Raw genomic sequence first — 18474 nt, 5'->3', positions numbered from 1 at the left:
TGTCATTTTCAGAAGACGACAGCACGGAATATCAGAAGTCAGCCGCACGACCTTCTCCGATGCCAATTAGGCAGGCCGCTCACGAGCCCAAAATCGCAGGCCAATGTCGGCGTGCGAGACACTTCATGCTATGCGTTGCATCCCGGATGATCGCAATCTGATAAACCTTGCAAGATGCCACATGCCTCTATTCGTCGAGCGCCCGAGCATTTTTCACGCAGCGAGAGCAAGTGCCGCTTCAATTGCAACAGCGCTTCCACGCGCTCTTCGGTCTGACGAATATGGACATCCAGTAGTGCATTGACGTCGCCGCAGTCCTGAGCAGGGTTATCTCGTAGGCCCAGCAGTATCCTGATTTCGCTCAGCGTCATGTCAAGCGAACGGCAATGACGAATGAACTGCAAACGCTCGATGTGCACATCGCTGTACAACCGAAAGTTGCCACCACTTCGCGCTGGCTTCGGCAGCAGCCCTTCCTTTTCGTAGTAGCGGATGGTCACGACCTCGCACCCAGAGCGCTTGGCGAGGTCGCCAATTCTGATTTCCATGCCTCAATCTCCATTTTTCACTTGACTCTATAGCGACTATAGAGTTTTTAATGGAGGCTGAATAGACGATTTGAAGGAGTTATCCATGAGCGAATGCGCTTCAAAGGGGTGTGGCTGCTCGACTGGGCCAATCATCCAACCCACGGCACAAGCCCCGCTGGCAACCGGATCGGCTCAAGCGGTGTACCGCATCGAGAACATGGATTGCCCCACGGAAGAGGCGCTGATCCGAGGCAAGCTGGCTGGGCTGGCGGGTGTGGTTGGTCTTGAGTTCAACCTGATGCAGCGTACCTTGGCCGTGCGGCACGAATTGCCTTCGCTGTCTCCCGTTGAGCAGGCACTGAAGGCCATCGGCATGCAAGCTGTGCGCATGGATGAGGCGTCGGCCGGGCAGACGACCAAGCTGTCCATTGCCAAGATGGATTGCCCGACCGAAGAGGCGTTGATCCGCAACAAGCTCGGCACCGTGGCCGGGGTTGCCAATCTCGATTTCAACCTGATGCAGCGCACGTTGTCGGTACGCCATGCTGACGGGGTTCTGCCGGATGTGCTTGTGGCACTACAAGCACTCGGATTCGAGGCGCAGGTCGAGGACAAGGCCGTGGCCGCGTCGCCATCCGCGTCCCCTGTGACAACGCCGACCAACTGGTGGCCGCTCGGCATTTCCCTCATCGCTGCATCGGCGGCCGAAGCGGTCTACTGGTTCCACGACGGCAATCATTGGTCAGTCGTCATTCTGGCGCTTGTCGCGGTCTTGACGGGGGGGCTGTCCACCTACAAGAAGGGCTGGATCGCGCTCAAGAACCGTAACCTCAACATGAACGCCCTGATGTCGATTGCCGTCACGGGTGCTATGTTCATCGGCCACTGGCCCGAAGCTGCGATGGTAATGGTGCTCTTCGCGCTGGCCGAGGTGATCGAGGCCAAGTCATTGGATCGCGCCCGTAACGCCATCCGTGGACTGCTCGACCTGACCCCGGAGCAGGCCACGGTGCAGCAGCCTGACGGCACTTGGCGAGAGGTAAGTGCCAAGCAAATCGCCATTGGCAGCCGAGTCCGGGTCAAACCGGGTGAGCGCATCGCGCTCGATGGCGAGGTGCTAGACGGACGCTCCACGGTCAACCAAGCCCCGATCACGGGCGAAAGCCTCCCGGTCGAGAAGTCCCCCGGCGATCCGGTGTTTGCGGGCACGATCAACGAATCTGGTTCCTTCGAGTACCGCGTCTCTGCCTTGGCCAGCAACTCCACTTTGGCCCGCATCATTCACGCAGTAGAGGCTGCACAAGGTAGCCGTGCACCGACCCAGCGTTTTGTCGATCAGTTCGCCCGTTGGTACACGCCTCTCGTGTTCGCCCTAGCCATTGCCGTCGCACTGCTACCCCCGCTTCTCATGGGCGCGGCATGGATGGACTGGATTTACCGTGCACTGGTTCTGCTGGTGGTTGCCTGCCCATGCGCCCTGGTGATTTCCACGCCGGTCAGCATCGTCAGCGGCTTGGCCGCCGCTGCCCGCCACGGCATTCTTGTCAAGGGCGGTGTCTATCTGGAAGAAGGCCGCAAGCTGCGCTGGCTGGCTCTGGACAAGACCGGCACGGTCACTCACGGCAAGCCCGCACAAACCGATTTTGTCGCATGGGGCAACGCACTCGCCTCCGATAGCCGCTGTATCGCTGCCAGTTTGGCGGCCCGCTCCGATCATCCTGTATCCAAGGCGGTGGCACAGGCTGCGCAGCGGGATGGAGTTGCCTTGCTCGACGTGGCCGAGTTCAGCGCGCTGCCCGGTCGGGGTGTGCAAGGCCAAATCGACGGGGAGACCTACTATCTGGGCAACCACCGAATGCTTGAAGAGCTGGGGCAGTGCACACCAGAGCTGGAGCAGCGCATCGCGGCGCTGGAAACCGTAGGCAAGACCGTCGTGATGTTGGTAGGCGCAAAAGGGGTACATGCCTTATTCGCCGTTGCGGACACCATCAAGGACAGCAGCAGGAGAGCCATCGCCGAGCTGCATGCTCTGGGCATCAACACCGTGATGCTGACCGGCGATAACCCCCACACGGCCCAGGCCATTGCCGCACAAGCTGGCATTGACCGTGCGCAAGGCAACCAACTGCCTGACGACAAACTGCGCGAAGTGGAGCAATTGTCCAGAAATGGCAAGGTTGGCATGGTCGGTGATGGCATCAACGACGCACCGGCCTTGGCGCGTGCGGACATTGGCTTTGCAATGGGAGCGGCAGGCACAGATACCGCCATTGAAACCGCCGACGTGGCCCTGATGGACGATGACCTGCGCAAGATTCCGACCTTCGTGCGTCTGTCGCGTGCGACAGCACAGGTGCTGATGCAAAACATTGTGCTGGCCCTTGGCATCAAGGCGGTATTTCTGGTGCTCACTTTCACGGGTCACGCGACCATGTGGATGGCTGTGTTCGCCGATATGGGTGCCAGCTTGCTTGTTGTCGGCAACGGCTTGAGGCTGTTGCGTCGATGAGCTGGAAACTCTTTCTCTATGACTGGGGTGGCCTGAACATCGCGTTGTTTCAAGTCATTAACACAGGCACGCCCGCCACGCTGGAACCACTGGCATGGTTCTTTAGCCTCGTGGGAAGTTACTGGACAGCGCCGCTGATGCTGTTGGGTCTGTGGTGGTGGTCGAAATCGGCTACTAACGCGGCGCGTGGCACGGCCGTTCGGCATCGCCTTATTGGTTTTAGCGCGGCCTTCTTGCTGGCGTTATTGGTCGCCACCGTCTTGAAGCTATGGTTCGACTTTCCACGCCCGCCTGCCGTCCTTGGCGAGCTGGTGCGCGTCATCGGGGACAAAGAGCTTCACTACAGCCTGCCCAGCGGGCATGCCACCTATGCCGCGCTGGTGGTCGGTGCACTCTGGCCGTTGATGGGCCGCCATGGTCGCGTCGGCTTGGTGCTATATGCCACGTTGGTCGGCTGGTCGCGCATCGCTGCGGGAATGCACTTCCCGGCGGATGTGTTGGCGGGGTGGGCGCTGGGATGGAGCTGCACGGCACTCGCCCGGTGGCTGCTTCCGCTGGCCGCCTCTGTATGGCAATCGGCTCGTCGCACGTCGGCCTGGATCTGGTTCACCGTGGCCGCCACTATTGTCATGACAGATCAGCTTACCAAGTTCGCCATCATTCGCACGTTTGCCTACGGTGAGCAAGTCGAAATCACTCCGTTTTTCAACCTCGTTCACGTCCTGAATCCGGGTGCGGCGTTCAGCTTTTTGGCGAACGCTGGCGGCTGGCAACGTTACTTTTTCATCACGTTGGGTCTGGTTGTTTCTGCTTGGCTGGGTCGCATGCTGTGCCAGCAACGGCCACGTCTCGAAGCGATGGGCTACAGCCTGATCCTTGGTGGTGCGCTCGGCAATGTGGCGGATCGCATGTTGCGTGGACAGGTGGTTGATTTCCTCGACTTCCATTGGCGGCTCGCGCACTGGCCCGCCTTCAACCTCGCTGACGTGGCGATCACGTCGGGCGCTGCTTTGCTCATCATGCAGATGCAGACCCGGGAAAAGAGGATGGACACAGGATCAATTGCGAATTATAATCATTCTCAATGATTTAACCAGAGAATTCCCATGCCCTGCCGATTACCCTATCGCTGGCTGATGGCTTTGCTGTTGGCGATTTGCTCGTTAATCGGCGGGCCAAGCTACGCAGCCAACACCACCGAACTCAAAGCCAAACAGATTTGGCAACTTCTGGACTACGTCGCCGTCGATTACGGCGGCGCGGTAGCCAACGGTGTGGTCCTGAAATCGTCGGAGTACGCTGAAATGCAGGAATTTTCAGCGACAGCCGAACGTCAACTGGGAGAATTACCTGACCAGACCGACAAGGGTCGCTTGTTGCAACAAGCGACCGCTTTGCGTGCTGCGGTAGCTGCCAAAGCCGATCCGGCCAGCGTAGCAAAACTGGCGCACGCGCTGTCCAGTGCGGTGCAAAAGGCGTACCCGTTTCCAGTCGCACCGACTGCCATGCCGGTCTTAGCGAAGGGAGGGCAGTTGTTTCAGGCCCAGTGTGCGGCCTGTCACGGTCAGCAAGGGCGCGGTGATGGCCCCCTAGCGGCATCCCTCAACCCCAAGCCGACCGCGCTGGCCGATCACATGCGGGCGCGCGAGCGCAGCTTATTCGCGCTACACCAAATTATCAGCAACGGTGTCCAGGGCACCGCTATGCAGGGCTTTGGCGCGTTGTCGGATGAAGACCGATGGGCATTGGCGTTCTTTGTTGGCACGCTACCTTATACGCAAAGCGACAAGGACGAAGGAGCCAAGCTCTGGCAAGCCAACGCGCAGGTTCGCCAGACGCTCGTCAGTCTGGATGTGCTGACGCAAACATCTGAGCATGTCTTGGCGGACAGGCTGGATGAGCCTTCCGCCAGAGCCCTGACGGCCTATTTGCGCGCCAATCCGAGCGCGCTGAATATCAGCAGTCCGAAGGGCACCGCGATTGCCAAAGCCAAACTCAGTGAGAGCGTGACGGCATTGCTGGCTGACGACCGTGCAGGTGCGACCAAGCTAGCCTTGTCTGCTTACCTCGATGGCTTCGAGCCGGTCGAACCGGCGTTGGCCACTCGCAATCGGCCGCTGTTCGAGAAGATCGAAGCCGCGATGGTGTCCTACCGGGCATTGATAGCCAATGGTTCGCCTGCCGATGTGCAGACAGCGGAGCTGCATTTGCGCGGCTTGCTGGATGAAGCGGACAAGGTGCTTGCTCCCTCCGACGACGATGCCGTGGCGGCCTTCATCGGTGCGTTAACCATCTTGCTACGTGAAGGATTGGAAGCCCTGCTGGTGGTCGTTGCCATGCTGGCGTTTCTCAAGAAAGCCGAACGGAAAGACGTATTGATCTACGTGCATGCAGGCTGGGCATCCGCGCTGGCCGCAGGCGGCATTACATGGGCAGTGGCAACTTACTTGGTCGGCGTCAGTGGGGCAAGCCGGGAGCTAACGGAAGGCTTTTCGTCACTCTTTGCCGCCGTGGTCTTGCTGGGTGTGGGCATGTGGATGCACCAGAAGAGCGTTGCCGGTCGTTGGCAGGTCTACCTCAAGGAAAAGCTGTCGTCGGCGCTGAACAAGCGCACGGCATGGTTCTTGTTTTCGCTGGCCTTCGTCGCCGTCTACCGTGAGGTGTTCGAGACGGTGCTGTTCTACGCAGCGCTCTGGACAGAAGGAAATGGCTGGCCCCTGCTGGCGGGCTTGGGCACTGGCATGGGAATCCTGGCCCTGCTGGCAGTCATACTGCTGCGCACCAGTGCGCGCCTGCCGATTGGCCAGTTCTTCGCTGCCAGCTCACTGCTGGTGGCCATACTTGCCGTGGTCTTGGCAGGCAAGGGCATCGCAGGTCTGCAAGAAGCAGGGTTATTGCATACCAGCCCAATATCGATCCCACGCATTGATCTGCTGGGCATCTATCCGTCGTGGCAAACACTCTCAGCGCAATTCGCTGTGTTATTCATCGTTGTGGTGGCCTTTACAATCAATTTGCGGTCATCGCGTCAAATGGCAGTACAAAAAAGCTGATTTGACGGCGTGAATAGGTGAATTGATGCCGCGATGAGCGCCTTCATCCTCGAATCCGTGCTGACCATGTAGAGGCCAGTTTTTCTTTTACACCTTGGACAGCAGTCGTATTCCATCCGCGCGCAATTCCCCTTTGGGAGAAATATGCCGGTACAAGGTCTGTCGCGTGATACCGAGCTCTTGGCACAGGTCGCCGACATTGGTTTCAGTCTGCCCCATTGCCGCCATCGCCAGGCGCAGCTTGGCGGCCGTCATTTTGAAAGGCCGACCGCCTTTCCTGCCGCGCGCCCGCGCCGAGGCCAAGCCCGCTACTGTGCGCTCTGCGATCAGCTCGCGCTCGAATTCGGCCAGTGCGGCGAAGATGCCGAAAACCAGCTTGCCAGCAGCGGTCGTCGTGTCGATGGCGGCTCCGTGGCCGGTCAGAACCTTGAGGCCAACGCCGCGCCCGGTCAGATCGTGCACGGTATTGATCAGATGGCGCAGGTCGCGCCCGAGCCGGTCGAGCTTCCATACGACCAAGGTATCCCCTGAACGCAACGCCTTCAAACAGCTCGCCAAGCCGGGACGATCCTCGCGCTTGCCGGATGCCTGGTCTTCGTAAAGATGCGCCGGATCGATGGCGGCAGCGATCAGCGCGTCGCGCTGCAAGTCAGTGGCCTGGGAGCCATCCGCCTTCGATACCCGCATGTAGCCGATCAGCATGTCATACCTGTCACATATACGTTCGATTATGTGACAGTGTGCGCCGGAAAGCTCAGGCCGTCAAAAGTTGTCACTTAACCCGTCATTCTGTCTAAGACATGCAAAGGGTCCATCAGGCTCGTAATGTGACAGAAATTCCGGCGGGATGCCTTCCTTCACGAAGGTGGCTCGCAACCGTTCCAGGGAAGCTGGGTCGCGCCGACCATAGGAAGCCAACGCGAACAGCGAGCGTGCCGTCTCGGGGTTGTGCCGCGCTTCAATGATGGCTTCATCGATGGCCTGGACTGCACGTTGCCAGTGATTGACGGGTTCGGGCTTCGGCGCTTTCGCCGGCAGGCCACTGGTGAACTCGGTTTGGGGCTCGGACCAGAATAGCTTTGCATGCTCGCCAGGCGGGCTTATATCCCTCACCTCGATCAAGCTGATTGCCGTTGCCGCAGCCTCCAGCATCTGCAACCCTACTGCTAGGTTCAGGGTTTCATACGGTCGCCACAGACTTTGCCCAGCACGCAGCGGATACCCACAGCGTTCCCAGATCAGGCGGAGATACCCCGCGTAGGTTCCGCACGCCGAAAGCGGGGTGTTCAGCTCATCAAGCAGCGTGCGTAGCAGCCGAAACCACAATCCGGCGTGGATGCGTCGGCGCGGCAGCTCAACATGGCCGGTCGTCAGTGCCTGCCAGGTACGCCGGTCCATCGTCGCAATCGCGTCGCTGGCCGTGCGTGGGTCGGCGTCGGCGTTTTCCCAGCCGAGAAACCGCCCAGGCACGCCCCAATACGATTCCAGCCAGCACCCATGCAGCGGGCAGCTCAGCATCAGGGGCAGCTTCCACGCAAGCAATACGGCTTGGTTTGCCGGATTGTTCAGGCAGAGTGGACAGGCGCGATGTAATGGCTGGCTGGGCAGCCAGGCGCGCCAGCTCGTGATAGATCGCGTCCTACGGCGGAGTTTCGGCAGCAACACCGAGAGCTGGAACGTATAGGTTTCTAAAGCGTCAGGAATCTGATCATCAAGGCTGTCCAGTAACCAAGGCACCCAGCCGGCGAAACTCATGCAACGCAGCCGATCCAGCTCGATGCCGCTCCGCCGGGAGAGCATTGTCAGCAGCGACTGTGGTGGCGCGGTATCCATGTCATCAGCCTGGCCGTGACCAAGATCGTGCTCCAGCAGCTCGGACACTTCCATGTGATAGCAAAGGGCCACGCGGTTGAGCCACGAAGACAAGGCTTCGCCTTCTCTGGGAGCCGGATGCAGCGGCCAGCGCGGCGCTGGCTTCACATCAGTTCCCGCTCGAACTGTCGTCGCCGCTCGCTTGGGCCGGTGTAGTCGGCCATGCTGAGCGTGCGGTGGTTGATTGCTTCCTCACCGCTTTCCACGGCAGCGACAGCCGCCGCCATCAACAGGTGCGCCAGTTCGCCGATGGTGCCCTCGCAGCGTGTGAGCAGGTAGCGAGCCATGTCTAGCGTGGCAATCGACGAGGGGCGGCGCAGCGGGAGCGAAGCCGTGAAGCTGGCCAGCAGCGAGCAGCAATCATCGTTGGCCTCCCACACCGGCAGCATCATCGGCTCGAACCGATTTTCCAATTGGTCATCCGAGCGGATGGCCAGGTAGGCGTCGCGCGTGCCGACTCCGACCAGGGGGATGCGTAGCTCGTTGCCGAGGAAGCGCAGTAGATTGAGGAATTCCCGGCGGTTGACGCTGTTACCGGCCAAGACGTTGTGTAGTTCGTCGATCACCAACATACGCACACCGACCTTACGTAACAAGGCCAATGCCAATTGCTCCATTTCCGGCAACCGTGGGCGTGGGCGCAAGGGCGCGCCCATCGCAGCGAGCAGCGCGACGTAGAAGCGGATCACCGACGGCTCGGATGGCATCTGCACGACCAGCACCGGGATGTGCTCCTGGTCGGCGTCGGCACTGGCCGGATGCGTGCGCCGGAATTTCTCGACGATCATCGACTTGCCGTTGTTGGTCGGGCCAACCAGCAGCAGGTTGGGCATGCGTTGTTTGTTCGGCCACGCATACAAGGTTTCCAGCCGGTTCAGAGCCTCGACCGCACGGGGATAGCCGATCCAGCGGTCGGCGCGAAGGCGTTGGATGCGCTCGTCCGCCGGCAGCCGGGCCAATCCCTGCGCCGCCTGTAAGAGGTGCGACAGGTCGATGATGGGATATTCGTCCACGGCTACCACTCCTCAATCTGGTCGAAAGGTTTTGCCGGAGGCTGCTTGTCTGCCTGCGGGTCGGAAACATCAGTTTCCGGCGGCGTCGGCTTGTTCGGCGGAACCGACGCCTTGAGATGCTGGCGTCGATCCGTGTCGCGCCGCGCCTTGCGCGTGGCCTTCTGCGCGGCAGTCACGATCTCGCGCATCTGGCCGATCATGCGGAACAGCGCCGATTCATCCACTTGCTCGCGCCCTTGCTGACGCAATTTCGCCAGAGCTTGTCGTTGTTCCCACAGCGTGACCGCCGGGTGCGACAAGGTGCGGTAGGGGATTTCCAGGTAGTGCTGCCCTTCCGGTTCCAACACCCAGATACGGCTGATGTCGCGCGGGTCGCGCCGGATCAGGAACGCAGGCAGGCGGTCGCGCCGAGCTATCCACGGCTTGAGCGCATCGGCGTAGTAGTGGATGTGGTCGATGACGAAGCCGGTGCGGGTCAGCGTACGACGGAGGATGGGCAGGAAATCAACCAGGAACGCCGTGGCGCGGGTGACGACGGCCGGCACGCCGACACGCGCCACGGCCTCGGCCCACCGCGCCGCCGGTGGTTGAAGCAGGCCGTTGTGCACCGAACCGTGGTAGGTGCCTACCGCCAATGTGAGCCAGCGCTCCAGCTCGCGCAGCGTCAGGGCAGCCTTGTTTTCGGAATCGTAGTCGCCGCGCTGGTCCGGGTTGGAGAAGGTTGTTCCCGGTAGATCGTCGTGGATCATCTGCATCGCCGTGCCGATGATCCGTTCCACGATGCCGCCATAGTGCGGCTGTCCCAGCGGACGATAGTCCAGCCGGATGCCATGCTGCTCGCAACCCCGGCGCAGGGCCTCGCTCTTGAACTCGGCCGCGTTGTCCAGGTAGAGCAGCAAGGGCTTGCCGCTCATCGGCCAATCCATTTCCACCTTCAGCCCTTCCAGCCAAGGACGCTTGTCGCAGGCGACATGCACGAGGCACAGGCCAACCGAAACGGCAGACGGTGCTTCCAGCGTGACGACCATGCCGAGCACGCAGCGGGTGAACACGTCGATGGCGAGGGTCAGGTACGGGCGGCCAATCGGTTGCCGGTCGCGCTCATCGACCACGATCAGGTCGATGACCGTATGGTCGATCTGTACCTGCTCCAGCGGCGCGGTCACGGCAGGAGGCTCGCCGCCAACACCTTGTAGGTCACGAGCGGCATCCTGGCCTTCCCGCCGGCGAATGACCTTGCGCGGGTCAAGGCTAGCGATCCGTAAGGCCACGGTATTGCGCGCCGGCACTCGCAGTTTTTGAGCCTTGCACACCTGAGTGACTTCGCGGTGAAAGGCCGCCAGGCTGCGCTTCTGCTTGGTCAGGAACCGCCTTTGCAGTAGCTCGCGGATGATGCGCTCGACCGGTTCCGGCAAGCGCCCCTTGCCTTTCCCGCCACCGGACTGGCCGGGCACCAGATCCGTCACGAGGCCGCTGCCTTGCCGGGCACGCCGGATCAGAACGTACACCTGCCGCCGAGATAAGCCCAGCGCCTGAGCCGCCGTATCGGCCGCTTCGTGCCCGACCGTCTCCGACTGCGCCAACGGGCCGATGATCTCCGCACGACGGCGCGCACGCTCCCAAGCCTCATCAGGCAGAGTGGCCACGCCTTGCTCGGGAATCCGTGGGGTGTCGGTCGCCATGCTCACCTCGCTTTGGTGCACACGAGTATTGAGCATAGTCGAGATTGGTGCAGATCACTTCTGATATTGGACTGTCAGGAGCTGGCCGCACAACAGCCGCCACACCTAATTAACTGGTGCATTCGTCTTCTGAAAATGACNGAGATTGGTGCAGATCACTTCTGATATTGGACTGTCAGGAGCTGGCCGCACAACAGCCGCCACACCTAATTAACTGGTGCATTCGTCTTCTGAAAATGACATCGCGCACGCGTCCCCGATCTTGTCCAACTTGGTTTCGCGTTCTTGCTCCGCGAACAGACTGACCTTGATCATCTCCACTTCCTCATGCCCCCGACACAGGCAACATCATGCCAGCGTCCGGGCGGTTTTTCGAGGTGCCCGCTTGTCCCGGTTCTCGACCGCCACCAGCACTGCGGACTTGCCCGCGGCGCCGCGTCCGCGCTTTCCGCTGCGGCGGCCGCCCACCAGGGCATCGTCGATCTCGATCAGGTCGTGCAACCGATAGATGCTGTCCCGGTGTCCCATGGCCATGCGGATCTTGCGCAACATCCGGCTGGCCGTGATCCAGGAAACCTCGATTTGTTTGGAAAGACGCACGGCGGAAATGCCACCCTTGTCCGAGGCCGCCAGGTCGATCGCCCAGAACCACTTGGCCAGGGGCAGATTGGTGGAGTGAAACAGCGTCCCCGCCGTGAGCGAGGCCTGGTAATGGCACTTGGAGCATTCGCAGGAATGGCGCGTGCTGATGACATAGCCATGATCATGCCCGCAGCGCGGGCAACGGAACCCTTCCGGCCAGCGTTGCCGCGCCAGCGCTTGGGCGCAGGCTTCTTCCGTTCCATACCGTTTCTGCCACTCCAGCAGGTTGGTTTCTGTCGCTTTCATGATTCAACCCCTTATCACATTGATCATGAAGGGTTAGTCAGGAAAAACTGAAAACGGTTCAGAGGCATATTTCGATTTGATCGGCCAGGGCTACGGCAGCGGGTTCGTTGCGCGCGGCGATGAAAGCAGTGATGGTGGCTAAGCCCTCGAGGGCAGATTCCCTCCAGTAGATCGGCAGCATGCCTAGCTGGCGTCTTTGGCCTGGCGGCGTGCCGCTGCATCGGCAATCACCTGATGGATACGGGCCATGGCCTGATCGTGCGGCACAGCCGGGCGCGTGTCGGCCAGGCTTTCCAAGACGCGCTGACGAAACCAAGCATCATGCGCCTGCGCCTCTTCCTGCGTGGCGAACTCAGATTCAATGGGGGATAGGACGGCATTCATGGCCCACAAGTTACGCCAGAATGGCTCGCAAATCCAGTACGACGCGCTGCATGGGACTTACGCGAACAAGACAGAAGGAATCGAACTGTCCAATCATGCGGATTCCGCCGCTCGCCAAGCCGCGCTGCCACCGCGCTGACCGGCCTTTCCATCGCGCCGGCCGTCCCGACCGCTCCAGACTGTCCCCAAGCCTTCCTCGTCTTGGTCGTCTTGGCCGCTTGAACCTCACCCACCCCGCCCCATCCCCGCCCCGCGCTGTGGCGCATCCAGGCCCTGCTGACGCTCGGACTTGCGCTGCCGCATAGCCTCACGCTCGGCCTGCACAATGGCCTGCAGGTCAGGATCCGCAACCCGGATGTTCAGACGGGCCGCCTCACGCGCGGCGCGCGCCCTGAACTCGGCGCTGCCCTCGATCTTCACCACCCCATAGCGCTGCTCGGCAAGCTGCAGGGCCGCTTGAAGGGCGTCCTGGGCGGTGTCGACCACCTGGATCGTCGGGCCGGTGTCGATGAAACCGATCCGGCCGTCCGTGCTGCGCGTGTAGCGCACCACGTTGCCGTGGGCCTCGCCCTGGTAGGCCAGCATGCCGCGCGGTGTGGGCGGCTCCAGCTCCTCGCCGGCTGCACGCAGGACACCGACCTGCTCGCCACGCCGGTAGTCCTGCGCGGCCTGCTGGCCATGTTGCTGCCGCAGCCAGTCCTCGATGCTCGGGAACGCAGGCGCCCTCGCGACCTTCCGCCGGGCTTTCTGGTCCTCGATCATCCGGGCCTTCGCGCGAGCGTGCTCGGCGGCCAGAAGACTGCGCATGACGTTCAGGGCCACGCCCTTGCCCCTCCAGTCGCCGCCCAGAACGTCCTGGCGTTCGGCGGCGTGCGTCTTGGCCAGCGCACGGCGCTCGGCAACAAACTCGGCGTTGACTCCCAAGCGCAAGCGCTGGGCGTGTTCCTGAGATTCCCGGCGTGCCTTGGCGTAGTGCGCAAACGTCGCCGCCGGGGTCGCTGCAGGCCGGATGGGCTCGGGCGCGGGTGCGGCGGCGACCTGCAACCCAGGGGGCGCAGGCTGATAGTCGCCCAGGCGTTTCTGCAGCTTGCCCAGGCTGAACGGGCTGCCCACGTCGCTGGCCTTGATGGGCTGCTCCCCGACGTAGAGCAGCGCGCCGGAGCCTTTTTTCTCGTACCGCATGCCGATCGCGGCCAGCTCGCGGTGCAACTGCTCCCAGCTCGCGACGCGCTTGAGCATCGGCGCGGCCCGCTCCTGCGCCTGGCGCACGGCGGATTTCTCGCCGGTGCGGATTTCTTGATCGCGCATCGGTTGCGGCAAGGGCGGGCGGGGGTTGGCCGGATCGACTTCGGTGAGACGGCTATTCCGCACGGCCCAGCGTGCCCCTGGCTCGCGCATCCAGCCGTGGTCGTGGTCGATCAGGGCGCTGACCTGCTGCATGGCCTCATGCGTCCAGCCGTGGTGGATCTGCTTCGCGCGTCCCGTCAACGGATCAACGCGGTTGAGCATCACGTGCAGGTGCCGGTTGTCGGTGTCGCTGTGCAGGCCGTAGAACGCCTGGTGCTGCGCCATGCCGAAGTGCTGGAGCAGGGTCTGCACCACGGCGTCGCATTGCTGCGGCGTGGGGCGCTCGAAGGCGGGCCAGGAGACGACGAGGTGCTCGATGGGATCCAGGCTGCGCTTGGCGTCTTGGGCCAGCGCCAGCATCTCGGCTTGCTGGGCGGCATAGTCGTCGCTGAGGAAGCCGACGGCGCCGAAGTGGAGGCATGTCTCGCTGCTGCGCGGGTCGCGTTCTTGGCCTCCTCGAATGTAGTCGGACAGGCTGCGGACACGGGCGCCCTTGCCGGCGGACTTCTTGGGGTTGGGGACTTGTTTGACGATGGTCATGACGGGCCCCGGCTGAGGTGTTCGATGGCACCGACGATGGCGCGCAGGGCCTGCGCGGCGGTGGCGGTGTGGGCGCCGCCGGTCTCGTAGACGTGTTTGATGAGGCCGCCCTGGCGCCGGAGCTCGCGGATGAGGGCGGCGTCGGCCGTGGCAAGGACGGGGCGGCCGAGCGCGCGGCGACGCACAAGGTCGGAGACCGTGAAACCGGCGGCATCGGCGATGGCGGTGAGCTCGGCCCACTCGGCAGGGGTCAGGCGCACGCGCAGCATGTGGCTGCGGGGGGCGGCTGCGGGGGCGAAGGTTCCGTTGGGGCGGCGGGGCATGGCGTTTCTTCGGGGTCAAGGGGCGGCGCCCTGTGCAGGATGGATGGCATGGAAGAAGCGGAGCGCCGACCGTGGCGCCGTAGCTGGGGCGAAAGTGGCGATAGCCGCTGTAGCAACAGCTACCATCCTGTATACAACTACAATGTACTAGATAATTGGTATTTTTCCAAATGCTGATTAGAATGTTTTGCGTCACAGTCTTGGACGAATGAAACGATCCATCTGAACAGGTTGGCAACAAACTGAGGGGACGATATGGAACGGTTTGACATCGATGAATACGCAAGCAAGGCTAAGAATGCATTGGCGAAGCTGGAGCAGTCGCAGAAGCCTGGGCAGGTTGTCGGTGCGGGCTCGAAACTGGATGTGCTGCGGGTGGTCGAGGCGGAGATCAAGGCGCTCTTGGAGAAGGGTTATACGGCTAAGCAGATTGCTGAGGCTTTGAAGCAGGATGTGTTCAGTATTTTGCCGAAATCGATTACACAACTCACGCATGCGATGGATCAACATGCGGGGAACAAACCGAAGAAAAAAGTCGCACGCAAAGCAGCGACAGGGGCGGTCATGGAACAGCAAGTTGGGGCGGCAGAGGTGAAGAAGAAGTCGCAGCCTCCGATTGCACAACCAGGGTCTTTTGTCGTGAAACCGGACACCAAGGATTTGTGAGCATGAACAAGGTCTTGATGGTGGGTGGTGGCAAGGGTGGCGTGGGGAAGTCGTCGGTCGCCATGGCGCTCCTGGATACGCTCAAACAGGCAGGCCATTCGTGTGTCTACGTGGAGACGGACGATAGCAACCCGGATGTTTACAAGGCGGTCCATGCATCCGTCCCAAGTGAGATCTGTAACCTGGACAGTGAGGCGGGATTCATCAAGTTGGGTGGCCTGGTCGAAACGAACAAGAGTGGTTGTATCGTGGTCAACACGGCGGCGCGGGCAACGGATGCGCTGGTGAAGTTCGGCGGCATTCTTTGTGATGTGTGCGCGGAGCAACAGCGGGAGCTGGTGATGCTCTGGGTGCTGAACCGGCAGCGGGATGGTCTGGAGTTGCTGCGCAACTGGATGGACAGCGAACAGCCCTACAGCGGGGTCTATGCGGTGTTGAATACGTACTTCGGGGAGGCGTCGAAGTTCGTGCGCTACAACGACAGCAAGCTCAAGACACGCCTGTCGGGAACGATGGTGTTCCCGGAATTGAATGACCTGGTGGCCGACAAATTGGTGGATTGCCGCGCGGCGCTTTGGGATGAGGCTCGGGCGGCGATGTCGATTGCCGAGCGCTCGGCGCTCAACCGCTTTCGCATCGCGGCGCGTGACGCGCTGGGGGGAGTGGTGTGAGTGACCTGCGCGCATCGATCCAGCTCATCACGGGTGCGGAGCCCACGCCGCAGACGCTGCAACGGGTGCAGGCGATTGCGCACGCGCTGGGCATTCCAGCGAATGACGCGATGTTTCCGATCCTGGTGATGCTCGATAGCTACCACGGGGCGTTCTCGAAACTGCCAGCAGACGTCGCTGCGTCGAACAAGCAGGCGGCTGAACAATCGGCCAGGCAAGCGGCGGCGCAGGCGCAGGCGGAGGTGAACAAGGCGGTGGCGGCCTTGGTGCCGACCGTTGAGCAGGCCGTCGGGCGTGCCGCGGCGGGGGCCGTGCGGCGTATTCAGTTCGGGCGCTCGATGTTCTCGCTGGTGGCGGCCATGCTGGTGCTCGCCGTGGCCTTCGGCCTGGGTTGGGTGGCGGGCGCGCAGATCCTCTACACGGCCGAAGCGGGAAAGCTGGCCTGGTCGATGTTTTTGACGCAATCCGGCAGCGGCATCGGCCTGGGCGTGGCCGCGGGGAGTCTGCTGCTCTACGCACTCACCGGCGCGGGCGAAGGCGAAGGCACCGGGTGGCACGCTGCGGCTGGTTTGGCCGGCTTGAGCCTGGTGGGCCTGCTTGGCTGGAGGATTTTTGCCCACTGACCTGGCACGCTGGGCAACCCAGTCGCTTGGCATGCGCTCGAGCGCTTCAAACGTGGGCGGCTGGCACACGCCTGGGCTGCACGCAGAGATGCAGACCCATGGCTTTGAGGATCGCCGAAAAACTGCTCAAGGCCGGATTCCCCTCGGGCGACAAGGTGCGGTAAAGCTGGGTTGGATTGAGATGCGCTTGTTCGGCGATCGCTTGCACGCCGCCGAAGGCTTTGGCCATTTGCCGCAGCACAATCAGGAGCTCGCCTTGGTCACCGTTCTCGTCTTCGAGAATGCTGTTGATGACTTGCCGGGCAAACTCCGGGTCTTGCCGATAGAGCTCGGCCATCGCGTCGTCATGTGCTCGGCTTTTCATGGGGAAGCTCCTTGTTGCCACTGCCGCCAATAAGCGCAGGCACGACTGATGTCCGCATCCTGCGTCCGTTTATCACCACCACAGAGCAGCAAAACGATCTCTTGGCCTGCCATGGCGCAATACACCCGATACCCGACCCCCACGTCGATGCGCAACTCCCACACGCCATCACGACAAAACCGATGGTCGCCGAAGTTACCCAGTTCCATGCGGGTCACGCGTCGCACGACGGCAATCTTGGCGGTCGTGTTTCGCAAGGTTGCCAACCAATCCACGTACACGTCGCGTCCATCGCTGAGCGTGAGGTAGTGTTGGATCGCGTACATGACTAATTTTCGTCTATAAACGAGTGTCAGTCAAACCCGCCTGTCGCGCAACTTCTCACTCGCGCGACGGCATCAACCAACCATCGACACACAAACGCTATCTCGCTATCATTCTGGTTGTTTCATCCCCAACCCGTTAGCCGACATGTCGCAAATCCTGGTCCGTCACCTCGATCCTGGGGTCAAGCAAGCGCTGCAGCGCCGTGCGCGTCAGCATGGGCGCAGCATGGAGGAAGAGGTGCGCAGTATCTTGCGCGCCAGCATCGTGATGGATGCGCCTCCCGCCCTCCCTCTGGGTCAGCGCATGGCTGCGCGGTTTGCCCAGGTTGGGCTGTCTGCGCCGATTGCCGAGATGCGCGGCTTTGCTGCTCAGGCGGCGGACTTGAGCGGTTTGGGCTGAGATGCATTTGCTCGACACGGGGGGCACCTCGAAAAACCGCCCGGACGCTGGCATGATGTTGCCTGTGTCGGGGGCATGAGGAAGTGGAGATGATCAAGGTCAGTCTGTTCGCGGAGCAAGAACGCGAAACCAAGTTGGACAAGATCGGGGACGCGTGCGCGAAGCTGGCGGAGCACGTGGACTTTGCGGCGCTGGCTGAGGAGATCGACGAGGCCGCGCCCCGGCCTGGCCGCGAGCGCGGCGGCCGGCCGCCGTTTCCGACCGAGATGATGGTTCGGGTGCTGGTGATCCAGCAGATGTACAACCTCAGCGACGAGCAGATGGAGTTCCAGCTTCTGGACCGTCTGAGCTTCCAGCGCTTTGTGGGGCTGAGGCAGAGTTCGCAGGCGCCCGACCGCACGACCATCTGGACCTTCAAGGAGAGGCTGATCAAGGCCGGGGCTTCCGAGCGCATCTTCGAGGCGGTGAATCGGCAACTCGATCGCCACGGCTACATCGCGCGCGGCGGGCAGATGATCGATGCCAGCATCGTGCCGGTGCCCAAGCAGACGCTGAACAAGGACGAGAAGGCCATTGTTCAGCAAGACGCGATGCCGGCCGAGTGGTCGCCCTCGAAGCGTCGGCAGAAGGATGTACAGGCGCGCTGGACGAAGAAGCACGGCAAGAGCGACTTCGGCTACAAGCTCTCGACCAGCGTGGACCGGCGGCACAAGCTGGTGCGCAAGATCCACGTCAGCACGGCCAGCGAGCACGACACGCTGCACTTCGAGCCGGTGCTCGACGCGGGCAACACCAGCCGCGATGTCTGGGCCGACAAGGGCTACGTCGACGGCGAGCGCGAGCAGCGCCTGACGGCCAAGGGCTGGCGTATGCACATCCAGCGCAAGGGACAGGCTGGCAAACCGTTGTCGGACTGCCAGGAGCGGCGTAACCGGCGCATCGCCAAGACCCGAGCTCGCGTGGAGCACATCTATGCCAGCCTGGAGCAGATGGGCGGCAAGGCGTTGCGCTCGATCGGTCTGGATCGGGCGACGCTGCATCTGCACTGGAAGGCGGCGGCCTACAACCTGCGCCGTCTGTGCACGCTGATGGAGGTCGGTCCGCAGCCGTTCTGAGGCCCGAAATGGGCGTGGACCGGTCGAAAACGACCGGATCGGGGCCAGAGAAGGCGGAAAAGCTGGCCAACCAACCCCGAAACCACCCATAAATGCACTCGATCGCAGCATGGTCACGTCGTCATCAGCTCAGAAACCTGGTAATTCGAGGTGCCCGGGGTCGTCTCA

General features: G+C 62.0%; 20 protein-coding genes and 1 pseudogene. 9 read left to right on the top strand and 12 right to left on the bottom strand.

The annotated features are described in order from the left end of the window. Positions 1-128: 128 nt before the first annotated feature. Positions 129-548: a Cd(II)/Pb(II)-responsive transcriptional regulator gene (gene cadR, locus BIO17B3_RS19005; RefSeq protein ID WP_013124607.1), complete on the bottom strand. Its 420-nt coding sequence runs from the start codon at positions 546-548 to the stop codon at positions 129-131. 85 nt (positions 549-633) lie between these two features. On the opposite strand from cadR, the gene BIO17B3_RS19000 reads away from it, so the two are divergent. Genes BIO17B3_RS19000 through BIO17B3_RS18990 form a run of 3 tightly spaced genes read left to right on the top strand, consistent with a single transcriptional unit; the run spans position 634 to position 6092 of the window. Further along, positions 634-3039 carry a heavy metal translocating P-type ATPase gene (locus BIO17B3_RS19000; RefSeq protein WP_062791214.1) on the top strand — a complete coding sequence of 802 codons (2406 nt, stop codon included), beginning with the start codon at positions 634-636 and terminating at the stop codon, positions 3037-3039. Beyond that, positions 3036-4127 (top strand): signal peptidase II, encoded by a 1092-nt coding sequence (gene lspA, locus BIO17B3_RS18995; protein WP_013124605.1) that lies wholly within the window; start codon positions 3036-3038, stop codon positions 4125-4127. The genes BIO17B3_RS19000 and lspA overlap by 4 nt, the downstream gene beginning before the upstream one ends. A gap of 48 nt (positions 4128-4175) precedes the next feature. Then, positions 4176-6092: a cytochrome c/FTR1 family iron permease gene (locus BIO17B3_RS18990; RefSeq protein WP_049774732.1), complete on the top strand. Its 1917-nt coding sequence runs from the start codon at positions 4176-4178 to the stop codon at positions 6090-6092. Between the two features lie 87 nt (positions 6093-6179). On the opposite strand, the gene BIO17B3_RS18985 is transcribed toward BIO17B3_RS18990, so the two are convergent. The 7 genes and pseudogenes from BIO17B3_RS18985 to BIO17B3_RS18960 form a co-directional block, all read right to left on the bottom strand. Then, positions 6180-6794 (bottom strand): recombinase family protein, encoded by a 615-nt coding sequence (locus tag BIO17B3_RS18985; protein ID WP_013124603.1) that lies wholly within the window; start codon positions 6792-6794, stop codon positions 6180-6182. Between the two features lie 60 nt (positions 6795-6854). Beyond that, positions 6855-8072, bottom strand: coding sequence for a TniQ family protein (locus BIO17B3_RS18980; protein WP_041109345.1), 1218 nt, complete (start codon positions 8070-8072; stop codon positions 6855-6857). Further along, positions 8069-8977 (bottom strand): TniB family NTP-binding protein, encoded by a 909-nt coding sequence (locus BIO17B3_RS18975; protein WP_013124601.1) that lies wholly within the window; start codon positions 8975-8977, stop codon positions 8069-8071. Before BIO17B3_RS18975 ends, BIO17B3_RS18980 begins: the two co-directional genes overlap by 4 nt. Before the next feature lie 2 nt (positions 8978-8979). After that, complete coding sequence (locus BIO17B3_RS18970; protein WP_013124600.1) at positions 8980-10659, bottom strand: DDE-type integrase/transposase/recombinase; 1680 nt, start codon at positions 10657-10659, stop codon at positions 8980-8982. A 378-nt stretch (positions 10660-11037) separates the two neighbouring features. Then, a pseudogene (locus BIO17B3_RS18965) lies at positions 11038-11547 on the bottom strand (IS1595 family transposase); the annotation flags it as partial. Between the two features lie 58 nt (positions 11548-11605). Then, the gene (locus tag BIO17B3_RS19400) at positions 11606-11728 is read right to left on the bottom strand and encodes a hypothetical protein (protein ID WP_255421413.1); all 123 of its coding nucleotides are present in this window, start codon (positions 11726-11728) and stop codon (positions 11606-11608) included. Positions 11729-11730: 2 nt separating this feature from the next. After that, entirely contained in the window at positions 11731-11931 is a 201-nt protein-coding gene (locus BIO17B3_RS18960; RefSeq protein WP_112484322.1) for a stability determinant, read from the bottom strand. Here BIO17B3_RS18960 and BIO17B3_RS18955 point away from each other — a divergent pair. Further along, positions 11930-12070: a hypothetical protein gene (locus tag BIO17B3_RS18955; RefSeq protein ID WP_156055332.1), complete on the top strand. Its 141-nt coding sequence runs from the start codon at positions 11930-11932 to the stop codon at positions 12068-12070. The genes BIO17B3_RS18960 and BIO17B3_RS18955 overlap by 2 nt on opposite strands. Positions 12071-12156: 86 nt before the next feature. On the opposite strand, the gene traI is transcribed toward BIO17B3_RS18955, so the two are convergent. Beyond that, positions 12157-13818 (bottom strand): TraI/MobA(P) family conjugative relaxase, encoded by a 1662-nt coding sequence (gene traI, locus BIO17B3_RS18950; protein ID WP_112484321.1) that lies wholly within the window; start codon positions 13816-13818, stop codon positions 12157-12159. Then, entirely contained in the window at positions 13815-14141 is a 327-nt protein-coding gene (locus BIO17B3_RS18945; protein WP_232054372.1) for a MobB mobilization protein, read from the bottom strand. Before BIO17B3_RS18945 ends, traI begins: the two co-directional genes overlap by 4 nt. A 255-nt stretch (positions 14142-14396) precedes the next feature. Here BIO17B3_RS18945 and BIO17B3_RS18940 point away from each other — a divergent pair, with 255 nt between their 5' ends. Genes BIO17B3_RS18940 through BIO17B3_RS18930 form a run of 3 tightly spaced genes read left to right on the top strand, consistent with a single transcriptional unit; the run spans position 14397 to position 16101 of the window. Next, positions 14397-14807 carry a hypothetical protein gene (locus BIO17B3_RS18940; RefSeq protein ID WP_112484320.1) on the top strand — a complete coding sequence of 137 codons (411 nt, stop codon included), beginning with the start codon at positions 14397-14399 and terminating at the stop codon, positions 14805-14807. Positions 14808-14809: 2 nt separating this feature from the next. Then, entirely contained in the window at positions 14810-15478 is a 669-nt protein-coding gene (locus tag BIO17B3_RS18935; protein WP_112484319.1) for a protein mobD, read from the top strand. Continuing rightward, positions 15475-16101, top strand: coding sequence for a hypothetical protein (locus BIO17B3_RS18930; protein WP_112484318.1), 627 nt, complete (start codon positions 15475-15477; stop codon positions 16099-16101). The genes BIO17B3_RS18935 and BIO17B3_RS18930 overlap by 4 nt, the downstream gene beginning before the upstream one ends. A 46-nt stretch (positions 16102-16147) precedes the next feature. Here the strand turns inward: BIO17B3_RS18930 and BIO17B3_RS18925 are convergent, their stop codons facing one another. After that, positions 16148-16465, bottom strand: coding sequence for a DNA-binding protein (locus tag BIO17B3_RS18925; RefSeq protein WP_112484317.1), 318 nt, complete (start codon positions 16463-16465; stop codon positions 16148-16150). Then, the gene (locus BIO17B3_RS18920; RefSeq protein WP_156055331.1) at positions 16462-16791 is read right to left on the bottom strand and encodes a type II toxin-antitoxin system RelE/ParE family toxin; all 330 of its coding nucleotides are present in this window, start codon (positions 16789-16791) and stop codon (positions 16462-16464) included. The genes BIO17B3_RS18925 and BIO17B3_RS18920 overlap by 4 nt, the downstream gene beginning before the upstream one ends. 145 nt (positions 16792-16936) lie before the next feature. Between BIO17B3_RS18920 and BIO17B3_RS18915 the strand changes: the two genes are divergently transcribed. Next, the gene (locus BIO17B3_RS18915; protein ID WP_112484315.1) at positions 16937-17191 is read left to right on the top strand and encodes a toxin-antitoxin system; all 255 of its coding nucleotides are present in this window, start codon (positions 16937-16939) and stop codon (positions 17189-17191) included. 89 nt (positions 17192-17280) lie between these two features. After that, positions 17281-18306 carry an IS5 family transposase gene (locus tag BIO17B3_RS18910; protein ID WP_156055330.1) on the top strand — a complete coding sequence of 342 codons (1026 nt, stop codon included), beginning with the start codon at positions 17281-17283 and terminating at the stop codon, positions 18304-18306. Positions 18307-18474: the final 168 nt, after the last annotated feature.

Origin of the sequence: Thiomonas sp. OC7 (assembly GCF_900634595.1) — a bacterium.
Taxonomy (GTDB): Bacteria; Pseudomonadota; Gammaproteobacteria; order Burkholderiales; family Burkholderiaceae_C; genus Thiomonas; species Thiomonas arsenitoxydans.
This window is presented reverse-complemented; position numbering and strand designations above follow the sequence as displayed.

Coding starts and splice junctions, on each gene's coding strand:
- cadR (WP_013124607.1), bottom strand. CDS start 548: ATGGAAATCAGAATTGGCGACCTCGCCAAGCGCTCTGGGTGCGAGGTC.
- BIO17B3_RS19000 (WP_062791214.1), top strand. CDS start 634: ATGAGCGAATGCGCTTCAAAGGGGTGTGGCTGCTCGACTGGGCCAATC.
- lspA (WP_013124605.1), top strand. CDS start 3,036: ATGAGCTGGAAACTCTTTCTCTATGACTGGGGTGGCCTGAACATCGCG.
- BIO17B3_RS18990 (WP_049774732.1), top strand. CDS start 4,176: ATGGCTTTGCTGTTGGCGATTTGCTCGTTAATCGGCGGGCCAAGCTAC.
- BIO17B3_RS18985 (WP_013124603.1), bottom strand. CDS start 6,794: ATGCTGATCGGCTACATGCGGGTATCGAAGGCGGATGGCTCCCAGGCC.
- BIO17B3_RS18970 (WP_013124600.1), bottom strand. CDS start 10,659: ATGGCGACCGACACCCCACGGATTCCCGAGCAAGGCGTGGCCACTCTG.
- BIO17B3_RS19400 (WP_255421413.1), bottom strand. CDS start 11,728: ATGCTGCCGATCTACTGGAGGGAATCTGCCCTCGAGGGCTTAGCCACC.
- BIO17B3_RS18955 (WP_156055332.1), top strand. CDS start 11,930: ATGGCCCACAAGTTACGCCAGAATGGCTCGCAAATCCAGTACGACGCG.
- BIO17B3_RS18960 (WP_112484322.1), bottom strand. CDS start 11,931: ATGAATGCCGTCCTATCCCCCATTGAATCTGAGTTCGCCACGCAGGAA.
- traI (WP_112484321.1), bottom strand. CDS start 13,818: ATGACCATCGTCAAACAAGTCCCCAACCCCAAGAAGTCCGCCGGCAAG.
- BIO17B3_RS18945 (WP_232054372.1), bottom strand. CDS start 14,141: ATGCCCCGCCGCCCCAACGGAACCTTCGCCCCCGCAGCCGCCCCCCGC.
- BIO17B3_RS18940 (WP_112484320.1), top strand. CDS start 14,397: ATGGAACGGTTTGACATCGATGAATACGCAAGCAAGGCTAAGAATGCA.
- BIO17B3_RS18935 (WP_112484319.1), top strand. CDS start 14,810: ATGAACAAGGTCTTGATGGTGGGTGGTGGCAAGGGTGGCGTGGGGAAG.
- BIO17B3_RS18925 (WP_112484317.1), bottom strand. CDS start 16,465: ATGAAAAGCCGAGCACATGACGACGCGATGGCCGAGCTCTATCGGCAA.
- BIO17B3_RS18920 (WP_156055331.1), bottom strand. CDS start 16,791: ATGTACGCGATCCAACACTACCTCACGCTCAGCGATGGACGCGACGTG.
- BIO17B3_RS18915 (WP_112484315.1), top strand. CDS start 16,937: ATGTCGCAAATCCTGGTCCGTCACCTCGATCCTGGGGTCAAGCAAGCG.
- BIO17B3_RS18910 (WP_156055330.1), top strand. CDS start 17,281: ATGATCAAGGTCAGTCTGTTCGCGGAGCAAGAACGCGAAACCAAGTTG.